Source organism: Alishewanella sp. HL-SH06, from assembly GCF_052656265.1.
The window spans coordinates 1,328,163-1,345,890 of sequence record NZ_CP199752.1 but is presented as its reverse complement, the minus strand read 5'-3'; the positions used below and the strand labels follow the sequence as shown (position 1 = coordinate 1,345,890).

General features: G+C 45.6%; 13 protein-coding genes and 4 tRNA genes. 4 read left to right on the top strand and 13 right to left on the bottom strand.

The window, feature by feature from the left end:
* The first annotated feature begins 1 nt into the window (after position 1).
* The 3 genes from ACUJFK_RS06245 to ACUJFK_RS06235 are packed head-to-tail and all read left to right on the top strand — an operon-like array spanning position 2 to position 2,648.
* Positions 2-895 (top strand): ABC transporter permease subunit, encoded by an 894-nt coding sequence (locus tag ACUJFK_RS06245; protein ID WP_445426366.1) that lies wholly within the window; start codon positions 2-4, stop codon positions 893-895.
* Positions 895-1,890 carry a peptide ABC transporter ATP-binding protein gene (locus tag ACUJFK_RS06240; RefSeq protein ID WP_226749796.1) on the top strand — a complete coding sequence of 332 codons (996 nt, stop codon included), beginning with the start codon at positions 895-897 and terminating at the stop codon, positions 1,888-1,890. Before ACUJFK_RS06245 ends, ACUJFK_RS06240 begins: the two co-directional genes overlap by 1 nt.
* The gene (locus ACUJFK_RS06235; protein WP_445426365.1) at positions 1,887-2,648 is read left to right on the top strand and encodes an ATP-binding cassette domain-containing protein; all 762 of its coding nucleotides are present in this window, start codon (positions 1,887-1,889) and stop codon (positions 2,646-2,648) included. The genes ACUJFK_RS06240 and ACUJFK_RS06235 overlap by 4 nt, the downstream gene beginning before the upstream one ends.
* 104 nt (positions 2,649-2,752) lie before the next feature.
* Here ACUJFK_RS06235 and ACUJFK_RS06230 read toward each other — a convergent pair whose 3' ends face one another.
* The 12 genes from ACUJFK_RS06230 to ACUJFK_RS06175 form a co-directional block, all read right to left on the bottom strand.
* Complete coding sequence (locus ACUJFK_RS06230) at positions 2,753-4,660, bottom strand: SurA N-terminal domain-containing protein (RefSeq protein ID WP_445426364.1); 1,908 nt, start codon at positions 4,658-4,660, stop codon at positions 2,753-2,755.
* A 141-nt stretch (positions 4,661-4,801) separates the two neighbouring features.
* Positions 4,802-5,074 carry a nucleoid-associated protein HU-beta gene (gene hupB / locus ACUJFK_RS06225; RefSeq protein ID WP_226749793.1) on the bottom strand — a complete coding sequence of 91 codons (273 nt, stop codon included), beginning with the start codon at positions 5,072-5,074 and terminating at the stop codon, positions 4,802-4,804.
* A 210-nt stretch (positions 5,075-5,284) separates the two neighbouring features.
* Entirely contained in the window at positions 5,285-7,681 is a 2,397-nt protein-coding gene (gene lon / locus ACUJFK_RS06220; RefSeq protein ID WP_226749792.1) for an endopeptidase La, read from the bottom strand.
* A gap of 111 nt (positions 7,682-7,792) precedes the next feature.
* On the bottom strand, positions 7,793-9,073 hold the full coding sequence (gene clpX / locus ACUJFK_RS06215) for an ATP-dependent protease ATP-binding subunit ClpX (RefSeq protein WP_226749791.1): 1,281 nt from the start codon (positions 9,071-9,073) through the stop codon (positions 7,793-7,795).
* 51 nt (positions 9,074-9,124) lie between these two features.
* A complete protein-coding gene (gene clpP, locus ACUJFK_RS06210) occupies positions 9,125-9,742 on the bottom strand; it encodes an ATP-dependent Clp endopeptidase proteolytic subunit ClpP (protein WP_226749960.1) in 618 nt (205 codons plus the stop codon).
* 123 nt (positions 9,743-9,865) lie between these two features.
* Positions 9,866-11,176: a trigger factor gene (gene tig / locus ACUJFK_RS06205; RefSeq protein ID WP_236128597.1), complete on the bottom strand. Its 1,311-nt coding sequence runs from the start codon at positions 11,174-11,176 to the stop codon at positions 9,866-9,868.
* A 219-nt stretch (positions 11,177-11,395) separates the two neighbouring features.
* On the bottom strand, positions 11,396-12,649 hold the full coding sequence (locus ACUJFK_RS06200; RefSeq protein WP_445426363.1) for a glutamate-5-semialdehyde dehydrogenase: 1,254 nt from the start codon (positions 12,647-12,649) through the stop codon (positions 11,396-11,398).
* Positions 12,646-13,767: a glutamate 5-kinase gene (gene proB, locus ACUJFK_RS06195; RefSeq protein WP_226749788.1), complete on the bottom strand. Its 1,122-nt coding sequence runs from the start codon at positions 13,765-13,767 to the stop codon at positions 12,646-12,648. Before proB ends, ACUJFK_RS06200 begins: the two co-directional genes overlap by 4 nt.
* 1,016 nt (positions 13,768-14,783) lie before the next feature.
* Positions 14,784-14,860, bottom strand: a tRNA-Pro gene (locus ACUJFK_RS06190).
* Positions 14,861-14,870: 10 nt separating this feature from the next.
* A tRNA-His gene (locus ACUJFK_RS06185) sits at positions 14,871-14,946 on the bottom strand.
* A 24-nt stretch (positions 14,947-14,970) separates the two neighbouring features.
* A tRNA-Arg gene (locus tag ACUJFK_RS06180) sits at positions 14,971-15,047 on the bottom strand.
* Between the two features lie 48 nt (positions 15,048-15,095).
* Positions 15,096-15,172 (bottom strand) — tRNA-Pro (locus ACUJFK_RS06175).
* 210 nt (positions 15,173-15,382) lie between these two features.
* Between ACUJFK_RS06175 and folD the strand changes: the two genes are divergently transcribed.
* Entirely contained in the window at positions 15,383-16,243 is an 861-nt protein-coding gene (folD, locus tag ACUJFK_RS06170) for a bifunctional methylenetetrahydrofolate dehydrogenase/methenyltetrahydrofolate cyclohydrolase FolD (RefSeq protein WP_226749787.1), read from the top strand.
* Between the two features lie 60 nt (positions 16,244-16,303).
* Here folD and cysS read toward each other — a convergent pair whose 3' ends face one another.
* Positions 16,304-17,683 (bottom strand): cysteine--tRNA ligase, encoded by a 1,380-nt coding sequence (gene cysS / locus ACUJFK_RS06165; RefSeq protein ID WP_226749786.1) that lies wholly within the window; start codon positions 17,681-17,683, stop codon positions 16,304-16,306.
* Between the last annotated feature and the right edge of the window lie 45 nt (positions 17,684-17,728).

The window sequence follows — 17,728 nt, the reverse complement described above, 5'->3', positions numbered from 1 at the left end:
CATGGCTAAATTTCGTCTCTACATAGAAGAAAACAATCGCTCACCACTGGCACAGTTGTGGCGTGAGTTCTCTCGGCAACACAGCGCTTTGGTGGGGTTAACTCTCTTTGCCAGTTTTTTACTTTTCAGTGTTATTGCGCCCTTTATCACCCCGCATGATCCGTATTTTCAAGCCGATAATTTATTGCTACTGCCGCCGTCTTGGGCACCAGAAGGCTTAGTGCAATACCCGTTTGGTACCGACGACTTGGGACGCGATCTGCTTTCGAGAATGCTCAAAGGCACCACCTACACCTTTGGTTTAGCTTTAGTAACAGTATTAGCCAGCTTAATGGCCGGTTTGGCATTGGGCGCATTAGCCGGCATGAGCCGTGGTGTTAAATCCAGCGTCTTTAATCACTTACTCGATTTGATTTTGACGATTCCCTCATTATTGCTGGCGATTATCATCGTGGCGATTTTAGGCCCTGGTTTAGCTAACACCGCTTGGGCCATTATTTTGGCGCTCTTACCACAATTTGTTCATGGCATTCGTAATGCCATTGCCGATCAGTTAAAGCGTGATTATGTTACCGCCTACCGCTTAGATGGTGCGAATAACTGGCAGGTGTTAACCCGTGTGGTGATCCCAAATATCTGGGAAAAAATTACGGTCATGAGCAGCATGGCCTTATCCACGGCGATCTTAGATATCGCGGCGCTGGGCTTTTTAGGCTTGGGTGCACAAGCCCCTACCGCGGAATGGGGGGCGATGATCAGTGATTCTGTGGATCTGATCTACGTAGCGCCAGCCAGCGTGGCAGTGCCGGGCTTACTCATTTTCGCGGCAGTATTATCCGTTAATTTATTAGGTGATGGTTTAAAAGTGGCTATTCAAAAACGGCGGGAAAGCTAATGTTGCTGCTGGATATTAAAAACCTGACTATCGAACTAGAAACTCCTGAAGGGCTGATCCGCGCCGTCGATCGGGTGAGCCTCAGTTTACGCGAAGGCGAAACACGAGGCTTAGTGGGTGAATCTGGCTCAGGCAAAAGCCTGATAGCCAAAGCAATTGTTGGTGTACTTAATCGTCGCTGGCAAGTTACCGCCGATCGCTTTAACTGGATGGGCCAAGATATGCTGCGGGTAACGGCTGAACAACGGCGGCAAATTATCGGTAGAGATATCGCCATGATTTATCAAGAGCCCAGCCGCAGTTTGGATCCTACCGCCGAAATTGGTGAGCAACTTGAAGAAGCCATCCCCAGCCACCTGCTGACCGGTAGTTGGTGGCAAAAACCTTTTTTGCGGCGCAAAAGAGCCATCGCCTTGCTGCACAAAGTGGGGATCCGCGATCATAAAAGCATTATGCAAAGCTATCCCTATCAGTTATCAGAGGGGATTTGTCAAAAAGTAATGATTGCCATGGCCATCGCGAAAAACCCCAAACTGCTTATTGCCGATGAGCCTACCACCGCTTTAGAAAGTACGACCCAAGCCCAGCTGTTTCGTTTACTAGCCAGTTTTAACCAATTAAAAGGCATGGCGGTATTGTTAATCAGCCACGAACTGGAGAGTGTCGCACGTTACACACAACATATTAGTGTGCTGTATTGTGGACAATTAGTAGAAAGCGGCGAAACCAGCCAAATTCTCAAGCACCCGTTTCATCCCTACACTAATGCCCTGATTAAAAGCGTACCTGAGTTTCAGAGTAACCTAGCCCATAAAACACCTCTGTATGCATTACCGGGCAGTATTCCAACCTTACAACATGTGCCGATTGGTTGTCGCTTAGGGCCTCGTTGCCCAAATGCTCGCAAAGAGTGTGTGAAAACACCGGTGCTAGAACGGCTACAAAATCATTATTACAGTTGCCACTTCCCTCTGAAAAAGCGAGATGAATCATGAGTGCCTTACTCGAGGTGGAACAGCTTAGCAAATGCTACTTTAAACAGCGTGGGCTAAACCGTAAAAAAATTATTGCCTTACAGGATGTCAGCTTTAGCTTAGATACCGGAAAAACCTTGGCCATTATCGGGGAAACCGGTTCAGGTAAAAGCACCTTGGCTAAGTTGTTAGTGGGCATCGAAAAACCCGATAGCGGCATTATTCGCCTGTCAGGACAGCAAGTAGATATTACTAACTATAAAAAGTATAACCACGTTATCCGGTTTATCTTTCAAGATGCTGGCCACTCACTTAATCCGCTACAAAAAGTTGGGCAAATGTTAGAAGACGTGCTGCGCCTTAGTACGATTTTAGATACTGAGCAACGTCGTGTAAAAATCCGTAGCACCCTTCGCACCTTGGGTTTATTGGATGAACATGCAGAGTACTACCCGCACATGTTCTCCGGGGGGCAATTACAACGGGTCGCGCTGGCACGAGCCTTAATTCTCGATCCCAAGTTGCTGATCTTAGATGAAGCCTTAACCGCACTGGATCCTTCTTTACGCGCCCAAATTGTTAACCTACTGCTAGAGCTACAGCAAAAAAATGGCTTGGCGTATTTATTAATTACCAATAACTTACGTTTGGTACGCCATATTAGTGATGAGATGTTAGTGTTACATGAAGGACAAATGGTCGATGTAGGTAATACTAGCGCGGTGTTCAATAACCCCGTACATGACTATACCAAGCGTTTAATTAAAAGTAGCGGTTAACACCCAAGAAAAACGCCGCCAGCACAGCCTGTGCTCAAATGAATAAAAAAGGGAGCCATTGGCTCCCTTTTCAGTGTTTTGGCGTTAACGCCGTTTCTGTGCGCTTACAGCTGCTCACTCAAATCAGCCGAGCGCAATTGACGCGTGATCTTAGCGTCAGCTTTTAAAGTGGCAATCAGCGCTTGATAATGCAGCTCTGCTTGCTGACGAGCAATCGCTTCTAACTGGCTGGTATCTGGCACACTGCTAATATTGGCAGGGGTAACCGCATCGACAGCCACTAATACCACATCACCGTTACTTAACTGTACCGAGTCAATACTGGCTTGATCGTTAGTAGGTCTTGGCATCGCAAACGCTTTACTGCGTACCTCTGTTTCTAAACTACCACCAAAACGCGGCGTGGCAGCACTAGCAACGATGCTCGCTTCTGCTTTACTGGCCATCGCGGCTAAATCGCCACCTGCGGCGACGAGCTCTGCAGCATAGGCAGCAGCTTGTTTGGCCATTTCGGCTAGTTGTACTGCGTTTTGTACTTCAGCGCGCACTTCATTTAAACCTAATGTACGTGCCGGTACATGCTCCTTAACACGCATCACCACAACATGCTCGCGAGCAATTTCTATCACATCGCTGTTTAAGCCTTCGGCAATGAAGTTCAAATCAAATAACCGATTCAAAATAGCCGGTTGTGATAATGGCTCTGCCGCATTAGCGCGTTCAAATAAGCCGGTACTTTTAACTTGTAAACCAACCACATCAGCGGCTTCTTCTAAGTTGTCGGGCTGTTCAAACGAGACTTGTGCTAAACGCTGTTGCAGATCATAAAATAAGGCCGTGGCTTGCTCCGCTTTTAACGTTGTCGCAATTTCTGCAGCAACCTCAGCTAAAGGTTTAGTCACTGCCGGCTCAAGCGTGGCTAACTTGATAATATGATAACCATATTCACTTTTCACTACGCCAGATAATTGGCCTAGTTCTGTTAGCGCAAAAGCGGCTTCTTCGAACACAGGGTCCATTTGACCGGCCACCAACTCACCTAAATTACCGCCATTTTCGGCAGAAAAGGTATCGGCAGAGCGGGCTTTTGCTAACTCAGCAAAATCTGCACCTTGTTGTAATTCCGCTAATAAGGCAGCAGCTTGCGCAGCAATAGCAGCATCTTCACTTTCGCTTTCCAGCATAATGTGGGCAAATTCACGCTTTTCTTCGGTGCCATAGCGTGCAGCGTTAGCTTGATAGTAATCAGCCACTTGCTGTTCAGTCACTTCGATGTCTTCCGCTAACTTGGCCGCTGACAATTCTACATACTCAGCAGAGATTTGCTCAGGTGTCATAAAACGGCTGATATTTTGCTGATAGTACTCTTGCAGCATATCGTCACTGATACTAACTTGCTCTGCAAAACGTTCAGCAGTCACCGTGAAATATCGAATGTCACGTGTTTGCTGTTGTAACGACAGCAATAAATTAATTTCGGCAGGTAAACCAAACTCACTGCCCACTAAACCTTGCATTAGTTGGGTCGTGGCTAAACCTTCCCGAACCATTTCGCGGAAGTCAGCAGGTTGATAACCGGCTTGGCGTAATAACGCAATAAAACGGTCTTGATTAAACACGCCATCAACTTGGAATTCCGGTAGGCCAGTAACGGTTTCACGTACTTGTTCATCACCTACCCGTAAACCCAACTTACGAGCAAATTGCTTTTGTAACGTTTCATCAATTAGACGTTCTAACACTTCATTACGAAAGTTAGCCATATACGCTGGATCGGCAGCTAACATATCGTACATTTCACCAAACTGCTGTTGCATACGAGCACGTTCATTTTGTAATGCTTGCTCATACTGCACCTGACTAATGTCATCACCATTAACCACGGCAACAACTGCATCACTTGGCGTACTTAGGTAATTACCAACGCCGGCAAGGGCGAATGTCAGGATAACCAAGCCCAAAATGATTTTGGCGGTCAATCCTTGCGAGCCTTCTCTGATTCGTTCTAACATCTTTGCTCTTTCTCTGTTATCGGTGACACAAAAGTTTGTGCTAAAAAAAAAGCGCATCTTAACAGATGCGCCTTTTTTATAGAAGCCTTGGCATTGTCTGCGGGCTTAAGGACCCTCCCCGGCGCGCCGGGCAGAATACTGTTAGTTTACTGCGTCTTTTAACGCTTTACCTGGCTTAAATGAAGGAATCTTCGCAGAAGCGATTTGAATAGTAGCACCAGTTTGTGGGTTACGGCCAGTACGGGCAGCACGCTCGCGTACAGTGTAAGTGCCAAAACCAACTAAAGCTACAGAATCACCTTCCTTAAGAGCTTCGGTAACCGCGTCGATGAACGCGTCTAAAGCACGACCTGCTGCGGCCTTAGAAATGTCTGCATTCGCAGCAATTTTGTCGATAAGTTGAGACTTGTTCACAATATCATCCCCTTCAATTGTTATTATTTTCTACAACGTCAAGCTATTAGTTTTTAAAAGTTGCCCGCTTGTTATAACAAGCAACGACTTTGCTTGCAAGCAGCAGAAACGAGAAAACTAATAATTTTGGCTTTGACCGCAGCCCTTGCTACACAAGGGCTTGGCCGAAACTGACCATAACTTAGCACAGCCTACGATAATAAAAAGCCCCTAAACCGGATTTTTTTCGGTTTTTTTGCTTTTTGCAGCTGTTTTTGGTGAATTAACCGGCGTAACACGAGCAATTGGCTCTTGTAAGGCCAGTTCTAGCACTTCTTCAATCCATTTCACCGGCTTAATTTCTAAGGCACCTTTAACATTTTCTGGGATTTCTTTTAGATCACGAATGTTATCATGCGGAATTAATACCCGTTTAATACCACCACGATGCGCCGCCAACAGTTTCTCTTTCAAGCCACCGATGGGTAATACTTCACCGCGCAAGGTGATCTCGCCCGTCATCGCGACATCTGCCCGCACCGGGTTACCGGTTAAACCCGAGACTAACGCCGTGACCATGGCAATACCAGCGCTAGGGCCATCTTTAGGCGTCGCACCTTCGGGTACGTGAACGTGAATGTCCCGTTTCTCATAAAAGTCTTCATTTATCCGCAGCGCTTCTGCACGGCTACGTACCACCGTCATCGCCGCTTGGATAGATTCTTTCATCACGTCACCAAGTGAACCGGTGTAGGTTAATTTACCTTTACCGACCACAGCTGCCGCTTCAATCGTTAATAAATCGCCACCGACTTCAGTCCAAGCTAAACCAGTAACTTGACCAATACGGTTGCTGTCTTCTGCTTTACCGTAATCAAAGCGATGCACACCAAGAAACTCTTCCAAATTAGCATCGTTAATCACCACGGTTTTCAAATCTTTGTTTAAAAGAATTTGTTTTACCGCTTTGCGACATAACTTTGATAATTCGCGCTCTAAACTACGCACGCCCGCCTCACGGGTGTAATAACGAATTATGCCAATGACTGCACTATCCTCAATCACCACTTCAGTGGGTTTTAAACCATTGCGGCTAATTTGTTTAGTGATTAAATGCTGACGAGCAATGTTTAGTTTTTCGTCTTCGGTATAACCCGATAAGCGAATCACTTCCATCCGATCTAATAACGCGGCTGGAATGTTTAAGCTATTCGAGGTGGCGAAGAACATGACATCTGACAAGTCATAATCCACTTCTAGGTAGTGATCACTAAAAGCAGCATTTTGTTCAGGATCTAATACCTCTAGTAACGCCGCAGCGGGATCGCCCCGGAAATCCGAAGCCATCTTGTCAATTTCATCCAATAGGAATAATGGGTTACGGACACCCACTTTTGCCATTTTCTGAATGATTTTGCCTGGCATTGAGCCGATATAGGTTCTTCGGTGTCCCCGGATCTCGGCTTCATCACGCACGCCGCCAAGTGCCATACGAACGTACTTACGACCAGTAGCTTTTGCCACGGATTGCCCCAACGAGGTTTTACCCACACCCGGCGGGCCAACCAGACATAAGATCGGGCCTTTGAGTTTATTCACGCGCTGTTGCACCGCCAAATACTCAATGATGCGCTCTTTAACCTTATCTAAACCATAATGGTCAGCATTGAGAATTTGCTCAGCAATCGCTAAGTTTTTCTTCACTTTCGACCGCGCTTGCCACGGCACCTGCGTTAACCATTCAATATAGCTGCGCACCACCGTCGCTTCGGCTGACATCGGTGACATCATCTTCAGCTTTTGCAGTTCGGCTTTGGCTTTGGTTTCGGCTTCAGCGGGCATTTTCGCTTCAGTAATTTTTTTCGCTAACGCTTCAAATTCATCCGGCGCATCTTCTAGCTCACCCAATTCGCGTTGGATCGCTTTCATTTGCTCGTTCAGGTAATACTCGCGCTGGCTTTTCTCCATTTGCTTTTTTACCCGGCTACGAATACGCCGTTCAACTTGCAAAATGTCGATTTCACTTTCCATCATCGCCATCAAATACTCGATGCGCTCTGTAACATTGGTCAGCTCTAAAACTTTTTGCTTATCATCCACTTTTAGTGGCATATGCGCCGCCATGGTGTCAGCCAAACGGGCCGCATCATCAATACCGCTTAAGGCCGTCAGCACTTCTGGCGGGATCTTTTTATTCAGTTTGATATAACCTTCAAACTGATTAATGGCCGAGCGTAAAAACACTTCTTGCTCGCGGCTATCGATGTCTTGTGTTACTACAGGATCAATAAAAGCGGCGAAGCTTTCTGTTGTTTCAGTAAATTCAGCTAATTGCGCACGTTTGCCGCCTTCAACTAACACCTTTACAGTGCCATCAGGCAATTTTAGCAATTGTAAAATAGTGGCAATGGTACCGATGCGATACAAATCACTTTCAGCTGGATCGTCCAAAGCGGCGTCTTTTTGTGCCACCAAGAAAATCTGCTTATCGTTTTCCATAGCAGCATCTAAACATTTGATGGATTTCGCCCGGCCGACAAAAAGTGGGATTACCATGTGCGGATAAACAACAACGTCCCGCAACGCCAGTACCGGCATGTGCAAACGTTCTGAATGTTCTGTGGTCATTGATTTACTCTCGAATTAAATTACTGCAGGCGACAATAAATAGTATATGGGGACGGATCTACAAACTTCAATTCATCTGATAAAAAAGGAGCTTTGCAGCTCCTTTTTTATTTAGTGTGATTCAGCAACCGCCGGTTCGTTGTTCTCATAGATTAGTATGGGCTGACTCTCGCCTCGGATCACTGTTTCATCAATGACCACTTTTGCCACATCTTGCATAGAGGGCAACTCATACATGGTATCAAGCAGAACACCTTCCACTATAGAACGTAAACCACGCGCACCGGTTTTGCGTTCCATCGCTTTTTGAGCAATAGCTTTTAAGGCATCGTCACGGAACTCTAATTCAACGTTTTCCATTTCGAATAATGCCGCAAATTGCTTGCTTAGTGCATTTTTCGGTTGACTTAAAATTTGCACTAAAGCGTCAAGATCCAATTCCGTTAATGTTGCAACAACGGGTAAACGCCCGATAAACTCTGGGATCAGGCCATATTTCACCAAATCTTCAGGTTCAACATCACGGAAGGATTCGCTCAAGCTACGACTGCTTTCTTTGCTTTTTACTTCAGCACCGAAACCAATACCCGCACCTTTGGCGCTACGCTGTTCAATCACTTTATCTAAACCGGCAAAAGCACCACCACAGATAAATAAGATCTTAGAGGTATCTACCTGTAAGAATTCTTGTTGTGGATGTTTACGCCCGCCTTGTGGCGGCACAGAAGCAACAGTACCTTCAATCAGTTTCAGTAAGGCTTGCTGCACCCCTTCACCTGAAACGTCACGGGTGATGGATGGGTTATCAGACTTACGCGATATTTTGTCAATCTCATCAATATACACGATACCGCGCTGGGCTTTCTCAACGTCGTAATCACATTTTTGCAGTAGTTTTTGAATGATATTTTCGACATCTTCACCGACATAACCGGCTTCGGTTAAGGTGGTGGCATCAGCCATAGTAAACGGTACATCGAGTAAACGCGCTAACGTTTCAGCCAGTAATGTTTTACCACAACCGGTTGGACCGATTAACAAGATATTGCTTTTACCCAATTCAACGTCTTGTTTATGCTGCGAGCTACGTAAGCGTTTGTAATGGTTGTATACCGCTACCGCTAACACTTTTTTCGCATGTTCTTGACCGATAACGTAATCGTCTAAGTGTTGCCGAATTTCACGAGGCGTCGGTAATTTTTCACCGTCGCGTTTAGGTGAAATATCTTTGATTTCTTCGCGAATGATATCGTTGCATAGGTCAACGCATTCATCACAAATATAGACTTGTGGCCCTGCGATCAACTTACGCACTTCATGCTGTGATTTGCCACAAAAAGAGCAATACAGTAATTTGCCGCTCTTGTCGCCGTCAGTGCGGTGATCAGACATGTAACTACCTCTTTTTCCAATCAGCGGGCACATACTGCCCGCATAATCCAATTATTTAGCTTCTCTATTGGTCAATATGGAGTCGACTAAGCCATATTCCAAGGCTTGCTGCGCACTTAAGAAGTTATCGCGTTCAGTATCCTTACATACTTGCTCATAACTCTTACCACTGTGCTCAGCCATCAAGCGATTGAGTTTCTCTTTAATATACAGGATTTCCTTGGCATGGATCTCAAAATCTGTCGCTTGGCCTTGGAAGCCCCCTAATGGTTGGTGAATCATCACGCGGGCATTAGGTAAGCAATAACGTTTGCCCTTGGTACCACCGGATAACAAGAACGCGCCCATACTGGCGGCTTGGCCAACACAAACGGTTGCGATATCGGGTTTAATATAACGCATGGTATCGTAAATCGATAAACCGGCTGTGACTGAACCACCAGGTGAATTAATATAAATATAAATGTCTTTTTCTGGGTTTTCTGATTCGAGAAACAATAGCTGTGCCACAATCAGGTTAGCCATATGGTCTTCAACTTGACCAGTTAAGAATATAACCCGTTCTTTCAGCAAGCGGGAATAAATATCAAAAGAACGTTCGCCTTTAGCCGTTTGCTCGATAACGATAGGTACTAAGGCATTTACGATGTCATTCATGTCACGAGACATTGGCATAATCTGGGATCCCTCTGCTGTAGCTGGGTAATACTGGCGAAAAGACGGTGCCTAAAAATAAAATGGCCCGAACACGTGTTCGAGCCATTAAAACCGCCACACGCTAAGAAGTCAATCTTAGTTAGCGGACTTTGGGTTCATAATCTCGTCAAAAGCGGCAGCTTGCTCAGTCACCTTAGCCGCAGCTAAGACAACTTCGATTGCTTGCTCTTCTAACGCAACATTACGCATGCTTTGCATCAGCTCTTTGTTAGTGGTGTAGTACTGAACCACTTCTGCTGGATCTTCATAGGCCGAGGCCACGTTGTCGATCAGCTCTTGAACTTTAGCTTCATCCACTTTCAGTTGATTAGTCTTGATAATTTCACCTAATAACAGGCCTACTTTTACGCGGTCTTTTGCTTGTTCTTCAAACAATGACGCCGGTAATTCTGGCAACTGTTTTGGATCCATGTTTTGACCAAAACGCTGTAATGCTTGTTGACGCAATACATCAACTTCGCTGGCGATCAGAGACTTAGGCACTTCAACTTCGTTGTTTGCTAGCAGGCCTTTGATCACTTGCTCTTTTACTTTGCCTTTGATGGATTGCTTCAGTTCGCGTTCCATGTTTTTCTTTACTTCAGCTTTTAATGCATCAACAGACGCATCGGCTAAACCGAATAAAGTGGCGAATTCATCATTCAGCTCAGGTAACACCTGACCTTCAACTTTCTTCACGGTAACAGCAAAGCTTGCGGCTTTACCTTTCAGGTTTTCAGCATGGTAATCTGCTGGGAAAGTCACTTCTAACGTGGTTTCTTCACCAGCGGCTTTACCAATAACGCCTTCTTCAAAGCCTGGGATCATGCGGCCTTGGCCTAATTCTAAAACGAAATCAGTCGCTTTACCGCCTTCGAATTCTTCGCCGTCAATTGAACCCACGAAATCCATGGTGACGCGATCGCCAGTAGCCGCCGCATCTGCTTTGTCTTCCCATTTCGCGTGTTGCTTGCGTAAAGTGTCTAACATGTTAGACAAATCCGCCTCGGTGATTTCAACAGTAGGCTTAGTGACTTCTACTTTATCTAAAGCCGCTACCGTGATTTCTGGATACACTTCAAAAATAGCCGTAAATGCTAAATCTTTACCGCTTTCTAACGCGCCAGGTGCAAACTGAGGCGCACCGGCTGGCGTTAATTTGTTTTCAACAATAGCTTCGTAGAATGAACGTTGCATTTGCTCAGAAGCGACTTCTTGCAGCACAGCAGAACCGAAACGTTTCTGAATAATAGAAACGGGGGCTTTGCCCGGACGGAAACCATCGATACGCTGACGTTTAGCTAATTCGCGTAAACGGCTCTTCACTTCTGAATCAATACTGGCAGCTGGCACGACGATATTTAAACGGCGCTCTAAACCTTGGGTGGTTTCAACAGAAACTTGCATCTCTTTACCTCAAATTCAATGTCAGGCGGCTCTGATACGCCTTACTGTGATGGCCGGGTGTCGACAAACTCAAGATGAACCTGACCTGTTATAAAAATTAACGCGGCATTATAGCGAGCTATAACCCGCTAGTCGAGCCTTTAGATACGATGCTTTTTCAAGACAAAAAAACAGGCTTTTATCAACGATAAAAGCCTGTAATAACTTCGTCGTGTTCTTTTAAACTCGGGTTTGCCCAACGCCGGTAACCACATACTTTTCGGTGGTTAATGCTTCAAGCCCCATTGGCCCATAAGCATGTAACTTACTGGTAGAAATACCGATTTCCGCACCTAAACCTAACTCGCCACCATCTGAAAAACGTGAGGAGGCGTTATGCATGACCACCGCAGTATCGATGGTAGCAATAAAACGGTCAGCATTAGCTTGATCTTCTGTACAAATCACTTCGGTATGTTGGCTGCCAAAACGATCAATATGGGCAATGGCACCGTCAAAATCTGCAACCACCCGCACGGCAATTTCCGGCGCAAGGTATTCTTGGCCAAATTCATCTTCCGCAATAACTGAGGCACCACTAAAATACGGTAAGCTTTGTGCACAAGCATGCACCTTAACGTGATTTTCGGCTAAGGCCGCGGCAACTTTAGGTAAAAAACTATCAGCAATCGATTGATGTACGAGTAGGCCTTCTAAGGCGTTACACACACCAGGACGTTGCACTTTACCGTTAATTAATAAGTTAAGGGCCATCTCGGGTTTTGCGCTGGCATCCACAAATAAATGGCAAACACCTTTAAAGTGCTGGATCACCGGAATACGGCTATGCTCAGTTACAAAACGAATTAAGCCTTCGCCACCCCGTGGAATCACTAAATCGATGTAATCATCCTGCTTTAACAGTGCTAGTAATAAATTACGATCAGGATCGGGCACAATACTAATCACCGCATCAGGCAGATTATGCTCAGCTAATGCCTGACGCATAGCAGCGGCAATCGCTAAGCTCGTTTTAATCGCTTCCCGACCACAACGTAAAATCACGGCATTACCCGACTTGAAACACAAAGCACCGGCATCAGCTGTGACATTTGGGCGCGCTTCATAAATCATGCAAATTACGCCAAGCGGAATGCGACGCTTGGCAATATTGATGCCGTTAGGCCGTTGCTCAATTTGGCGGGTTAACCCCACCGGATCGGGCAGCTGGATAATTTGCTCAATGGCACTGGCCATCGCTTCAATGCGTTCAGCCGTTAACGTTAAACGATCAACCATGGCCGCGGCCGTGCCATTGGCCGTCGCCTCTGCTACTTCGGCACGGTTTTCGGCTAAAATAGTTGGCGTGGCTTGACGAATCTTATCGGCAAACGACTGCAATACGATATTTTTTTGCTCGGTGCTTAATACCGCTACCGCTTTTGCCGCCACTGCGGCTTCTGCAGCAAGCTTAGCTGCAACATCATTACTCATATTTTCTCCAGTAACATCATTTCACTGCGATGGATCACGGCGTTACTACCGTTGGGACAATAACCTAAATAATCGGCAATATGCTGGGTTTTTTGTCCTTTAATCGAAAACAGTTCACTCGCACTAAAGCGTGTTACGCCTTTAGCAATAGAGCGCTTGCCGTTAGAACAACGAACGATCACCGCATCACCTGATTCAAACTCGCCTTTTACTTCAACAATACCACTGCTGAGTAAAGAAGCACCGTTATCACGTAGCGCATCGATACAACCGCTATCAACCCAAATTTCGCCTTTGGCACGTAAGGTATGTCTAACCCAATGTTTTTTAGCCGGTAACGGATTTTTTTGAGCATAAAATATGGTGCCCGGATTCTTGCCCGCTAAAAGACACTGAAAACTGTCAGCCTGATGCCCGTCTAAAATCACGGTATCAACACCCTGTGTGGTGGCTTTTTCTGCTGCTTCAATTTTAGTACGCATCCCTCCCGTACCCACTGATGAAGTGGCACCACCGGCTAAGTCATAAATGCGTTGATCAATTTTTTTGACAGTAGGGATTAAGGTCGCTTTCGGATCTTTGTTTGGATCGGCAGTATACAAACCATCGACATCTGAACAGATAATCAAGGCATCAGCCTGCGTTACCGTTGCAACCATTGCCGCTAAATTATCATTATCGCCTACTTTTAATTCTTCGGTGGCAATAGTGTCGTTTTCGTTAACGATAGGCAATACACCATGATCGAGCAGTCGGCGCATAGTATTTTGCACGTTAACGTGGCGTACCCGATCGCTTAAATCACCGTGCGTCAGTAATACCTGAGCACAAGGAAAATCGAAACAACGGCTCCAGAAATTCATCATCTCATTTTGACCTACTGCAGCCATGGCGCGTTTTAAAGCCATGGGTACACGATGATGCTGGAAATTAAAATGGTGTCGACCAGCCGCTACACTGCCTGAAGAGACTAAAATCACTTCACGACCGAGTGCGCGACATTCGCGGATAAATTCGGCAATAGGACGCAAATACTTTTCGCTGCATCCTTCATTGTCCGGCGCGATTAGGGCACTGCCGACTTTCAGTACAACCCTACGCCAGGATGGGTTCAGCATAATTCCTCCGTTATGTAAATCGGTGCATAGTCTAACAAAAACAGCCTAGCCCTACCACCCAACACCACGCGAACAACACTTAAAACCACAGTTAACGGAGTAAAAATAAGTGATAATTATCATTAATTTAGAAAAAAATATCGGTATTTTCAAACCTAGAATATGTAAAGGAAGCCCCTGATAACTGTAACAAAATTACAGATCCACGCGGCTCACTTTTTCTGCAAAAACGCCCCCCATTATCACAAAAATAAAAAACTACTATTATTCTGATGAATAGTGGTTATAACGCCCTGTCACTAATCCAAATGGCCACCTGTTCACTAGGGCTCAGTGAGAGCAGTAAAACTGTCCAGCAAATGTCAATTACCATTGCAAGCATGAACACAACCCTCGTTAAATGAGATGCGCGAGGTGTTGGCATATTAATTAAAGCATTTGTTTTATATAAAGAAGTTTTGCGGATACGACGTGTGTTTAACTCGCATTTGCATGGTCAAAATCTGACCGGTTGGAGACATAAAGAGAGAATTTTTTTAAGGAAGTTGCGTAACAAATAAAAATGGTCGATGGAATCGGAGCTGAACCTGCAACTGCATGAATAAACACAAAACTGTGCATCAAAGAATATTGTAATTAAGAGATTATGATACGGGAATTTTAAGACTTAGGGAGAATGGTCGGTGATGCAAGATTTTAACTTGCGACTGCATGAATGAACTCAAAACTGTGCATCAGAAATTATGATGATATGAGATTTTTATATAGGAAATTTAAGACTTAGGGAGAATGGTCGGTGATGCAAGATTTTAACTTGCGACTGCATGAATGAACTCAAGACTGTGCATCAGAAATTGTGATGATATGAGATTTTTATATAGGAAATTTAAGACTTAGGGAGAATGGTCGGTGATGCAGGATTTTAACTAGCGACTGCATGAATGAACTCAAAACTGTGCATCAGAAATTATGATGATATGAGATTTTTATATAGGAAATTTAAGTCTTAGGGAGTATGGTCGGTGATGCAGGATTTGAACCTGCGACCCCTTGGACCCAAACCAAGTGCGCTACCAAACTGCGCCAATCACCGACAAAGGGGATGGGGTGGATGATGGGGTTCGAACCCACGACAACCGGAATCACAATCCGGGGCTCTACCAACTGAGCTACAACCACCACAATTTGAAACTTTGCACCAAATGGCGCGCCCGATAGGACTCGAACCTATGACCCACGGCTTAGAAGGCCGTTGCTCTATCCAGCTGAGCTACGGGCGCACATGTCAAACGCCTATCTGGGACTCTCTTAATTTTTTGAATTAAGATTGGTCGGTGATGCAGGATTTGAACCTGCGACCCCTTGGACCCAAACCAAGTGCGCTACCAAACTGCGCCAATCACCGACAACGTTACATCGCTGCAACGGGGCGGAATATTAACGCCCGCCATGCACACCGTCAAACCTTTTTTTAGGTATTTACGCTGATTGGCTATTATTTGAACCTAATTGACCCGCACTGGCGGTTATTCATGTTTACAACGGACGATGATAGCGTTCTTTTGGCAGCTGTGCGAAAATATTGTTCTTTTTAGTTCCTAGGAAATCAGCAGGCATGACAGCACAAATAATAGATGGCAAAGCCGTTGCTAACGCAACAAAAGACAAAGTCGCCGCTCAGGTGCGCGCTCGCGTAGCAGCCGGAAAACGAGCTCCCGGACTTGCCGTTGTATTAGTTGGGCTTGATGCAGCCTCACAAGTGTATGTTGGCAGCAAACGTAAAGCCTGCGAAGAAGTCGGTTTTCATTCAGTATCTTACGATCTTCCGGCTGAAACCAAGCAACAACAATTGTTGGAGCTTATCGATACGTTAAATAATGACAACAGCATCGATGGTATTTTAGTACAACTACCCTTGCCGGCAGGGTTAGACGCTTCGGCTATTTTAGAACATATTCACCCGCACAAAGATGTCGATGGTTTTCATCCCTATAATATCGGCCGCTTAGCGCAGCGTATGCCAGCCTTACGCCCTTGCACCCCTAAGGGTATTATGACGTTACTGCAAAGTACCGGCGTAAACGTTAAAGGTATGGATGCGGTGGTCGTGGGTGCATCTAATATAGTCGGTCGCCCTATGGCTCTGGAATTACTCCTCGCCGGTTGTACAACAACAGTCTGCCATAAATTTACCCGTAATTTAGAAGAGCAAGTGCGTCGTGCGGATTTATTGGTTGTCGCCGTAGGTCGGCCAGAGTTTATTCCTGGTGATTGGATCAAGCCCGGTGCTCTGGTCGTTGATGTCGGGATCAATCGCTTAGACAGTGGCAAACTGGTCGGTGATGTCGAATATGCTAAAGCGGTTAAATTGGCTCGCTATATTACTCCTGTCCCTGGTGGTGTTGGCCCAATGACTGTGGCCAGTTTAATTGAAAACACGCTAGAAGCGTGTGAGCTATACCACGACAGTAAATAACCGCTACAGTTGCCATAAAAAAACCGCCATCGGCGGTTTTTTTATTATGCAATGACCGTTTTAAGCCTTACGCCAACTGGTCACGCCATTTTTATCTTCAACAATAATGCCTTTCGCGGTTAATTCAGCGCGAGCCGCGTCAGCCGCGGCCCAATCTTTAGCTGCACGAGCCGCATTGCGCTTGGCAATTAACGCTTCAATTTCTGCCACATCGCTATCTGAAGCGCCACTTTGTAAAAAGGTTTCGGCATCGCCCTGCAGCAAGCCCAGTACGCCCGCTAAAAGTGTCAGCAAACCCGCTAGCTCTGCGGCTTTTGCTGGCTCAGCCTCTTTAAAGCGATTCACCTCACGCGCTAATTCAAACAATACCGGCAAAGCTTCAGGCGTATTGAAGTCATCATCCATCGCGGCTTTAAAACGCACAATATACGGGCTGGCCAAATCAATGCTATGGCTTGGCGTTACCGTTCGCAGCGCAGTGTAAAGTCGTCCTAGCGCGGCATGTGCTTGCTCTAAGTTTTCTTTAGAGTAATTTAATTGGCTACGGTAATGGCTAGACAGCAGGAAATAACGTACCGCTTCTGCATTATATTCAGCTAATACGTCTTTTACCGTGAAAAAATTGCCAAGTGATTTCGACATTTTTTCTTTATCAACTTGCACCATACCAGTATGGATCCAGGTATTGACGTACTTTTGGCCATGGGCACAGGTAGATTGTGCGATCTCATTTTCATGGTGAGGAAACTGTAAGTCTGAACCGCCACCATGAATATCGAAATGTTCGCCCAAATGCTTAGCGCTCATGGCAGAACATTCAATATGCCAACCGGGCCGACCATTGCCCCAAGGTGAAGCCCAGAATGGCTCACCCGGCTTGGTGCCTTTCCATAACACAAAGTCTAATGGATCATCTTTATTTTGCGCCACTTCTACCCGAGAACCGGCTTGTAACATATCCAGGTTTTGTTGGCTTAACGCACCATATTCGGCATATTTACTGACATCAAACAGTACATCGCCATCCGCTGCAACATAGGCATAACCTTTGGCAACTAAGGTTTCGATCAGGCTAATAATCTCGGCCATGTGAGTGGTCACTTTTGGCTCAATATCGGCGGGTAATAGCCCTAAAGCTGCAAAGTCGGCATGCATTGCCGCGGTGAAGCGTGCGGTTAAAGCATCGCAACTTTCGTTGTTTTCTGCCGCGCGCTTAATAATTTTGTCGTCAACATCAGTGATATTTCGCACATAGGTCACGTCATAACCGCTAAAACGTAAGTAGCGATTAATGACATCAAAAGCAACGTAAGTGCGGGCATGCCCTACATGGCAGTGGTCGTAAATGGTAATGCCACAAACATACAAGGCCACTTTCCCCGGAATGATAGGTTTGAAGACTTCTTTTTGGCGGCTTAAGGTATTGTATATCTGTAACATTATGTCCTCTGACAGAAAATATGAATCATTAACAGCAAAATGCGC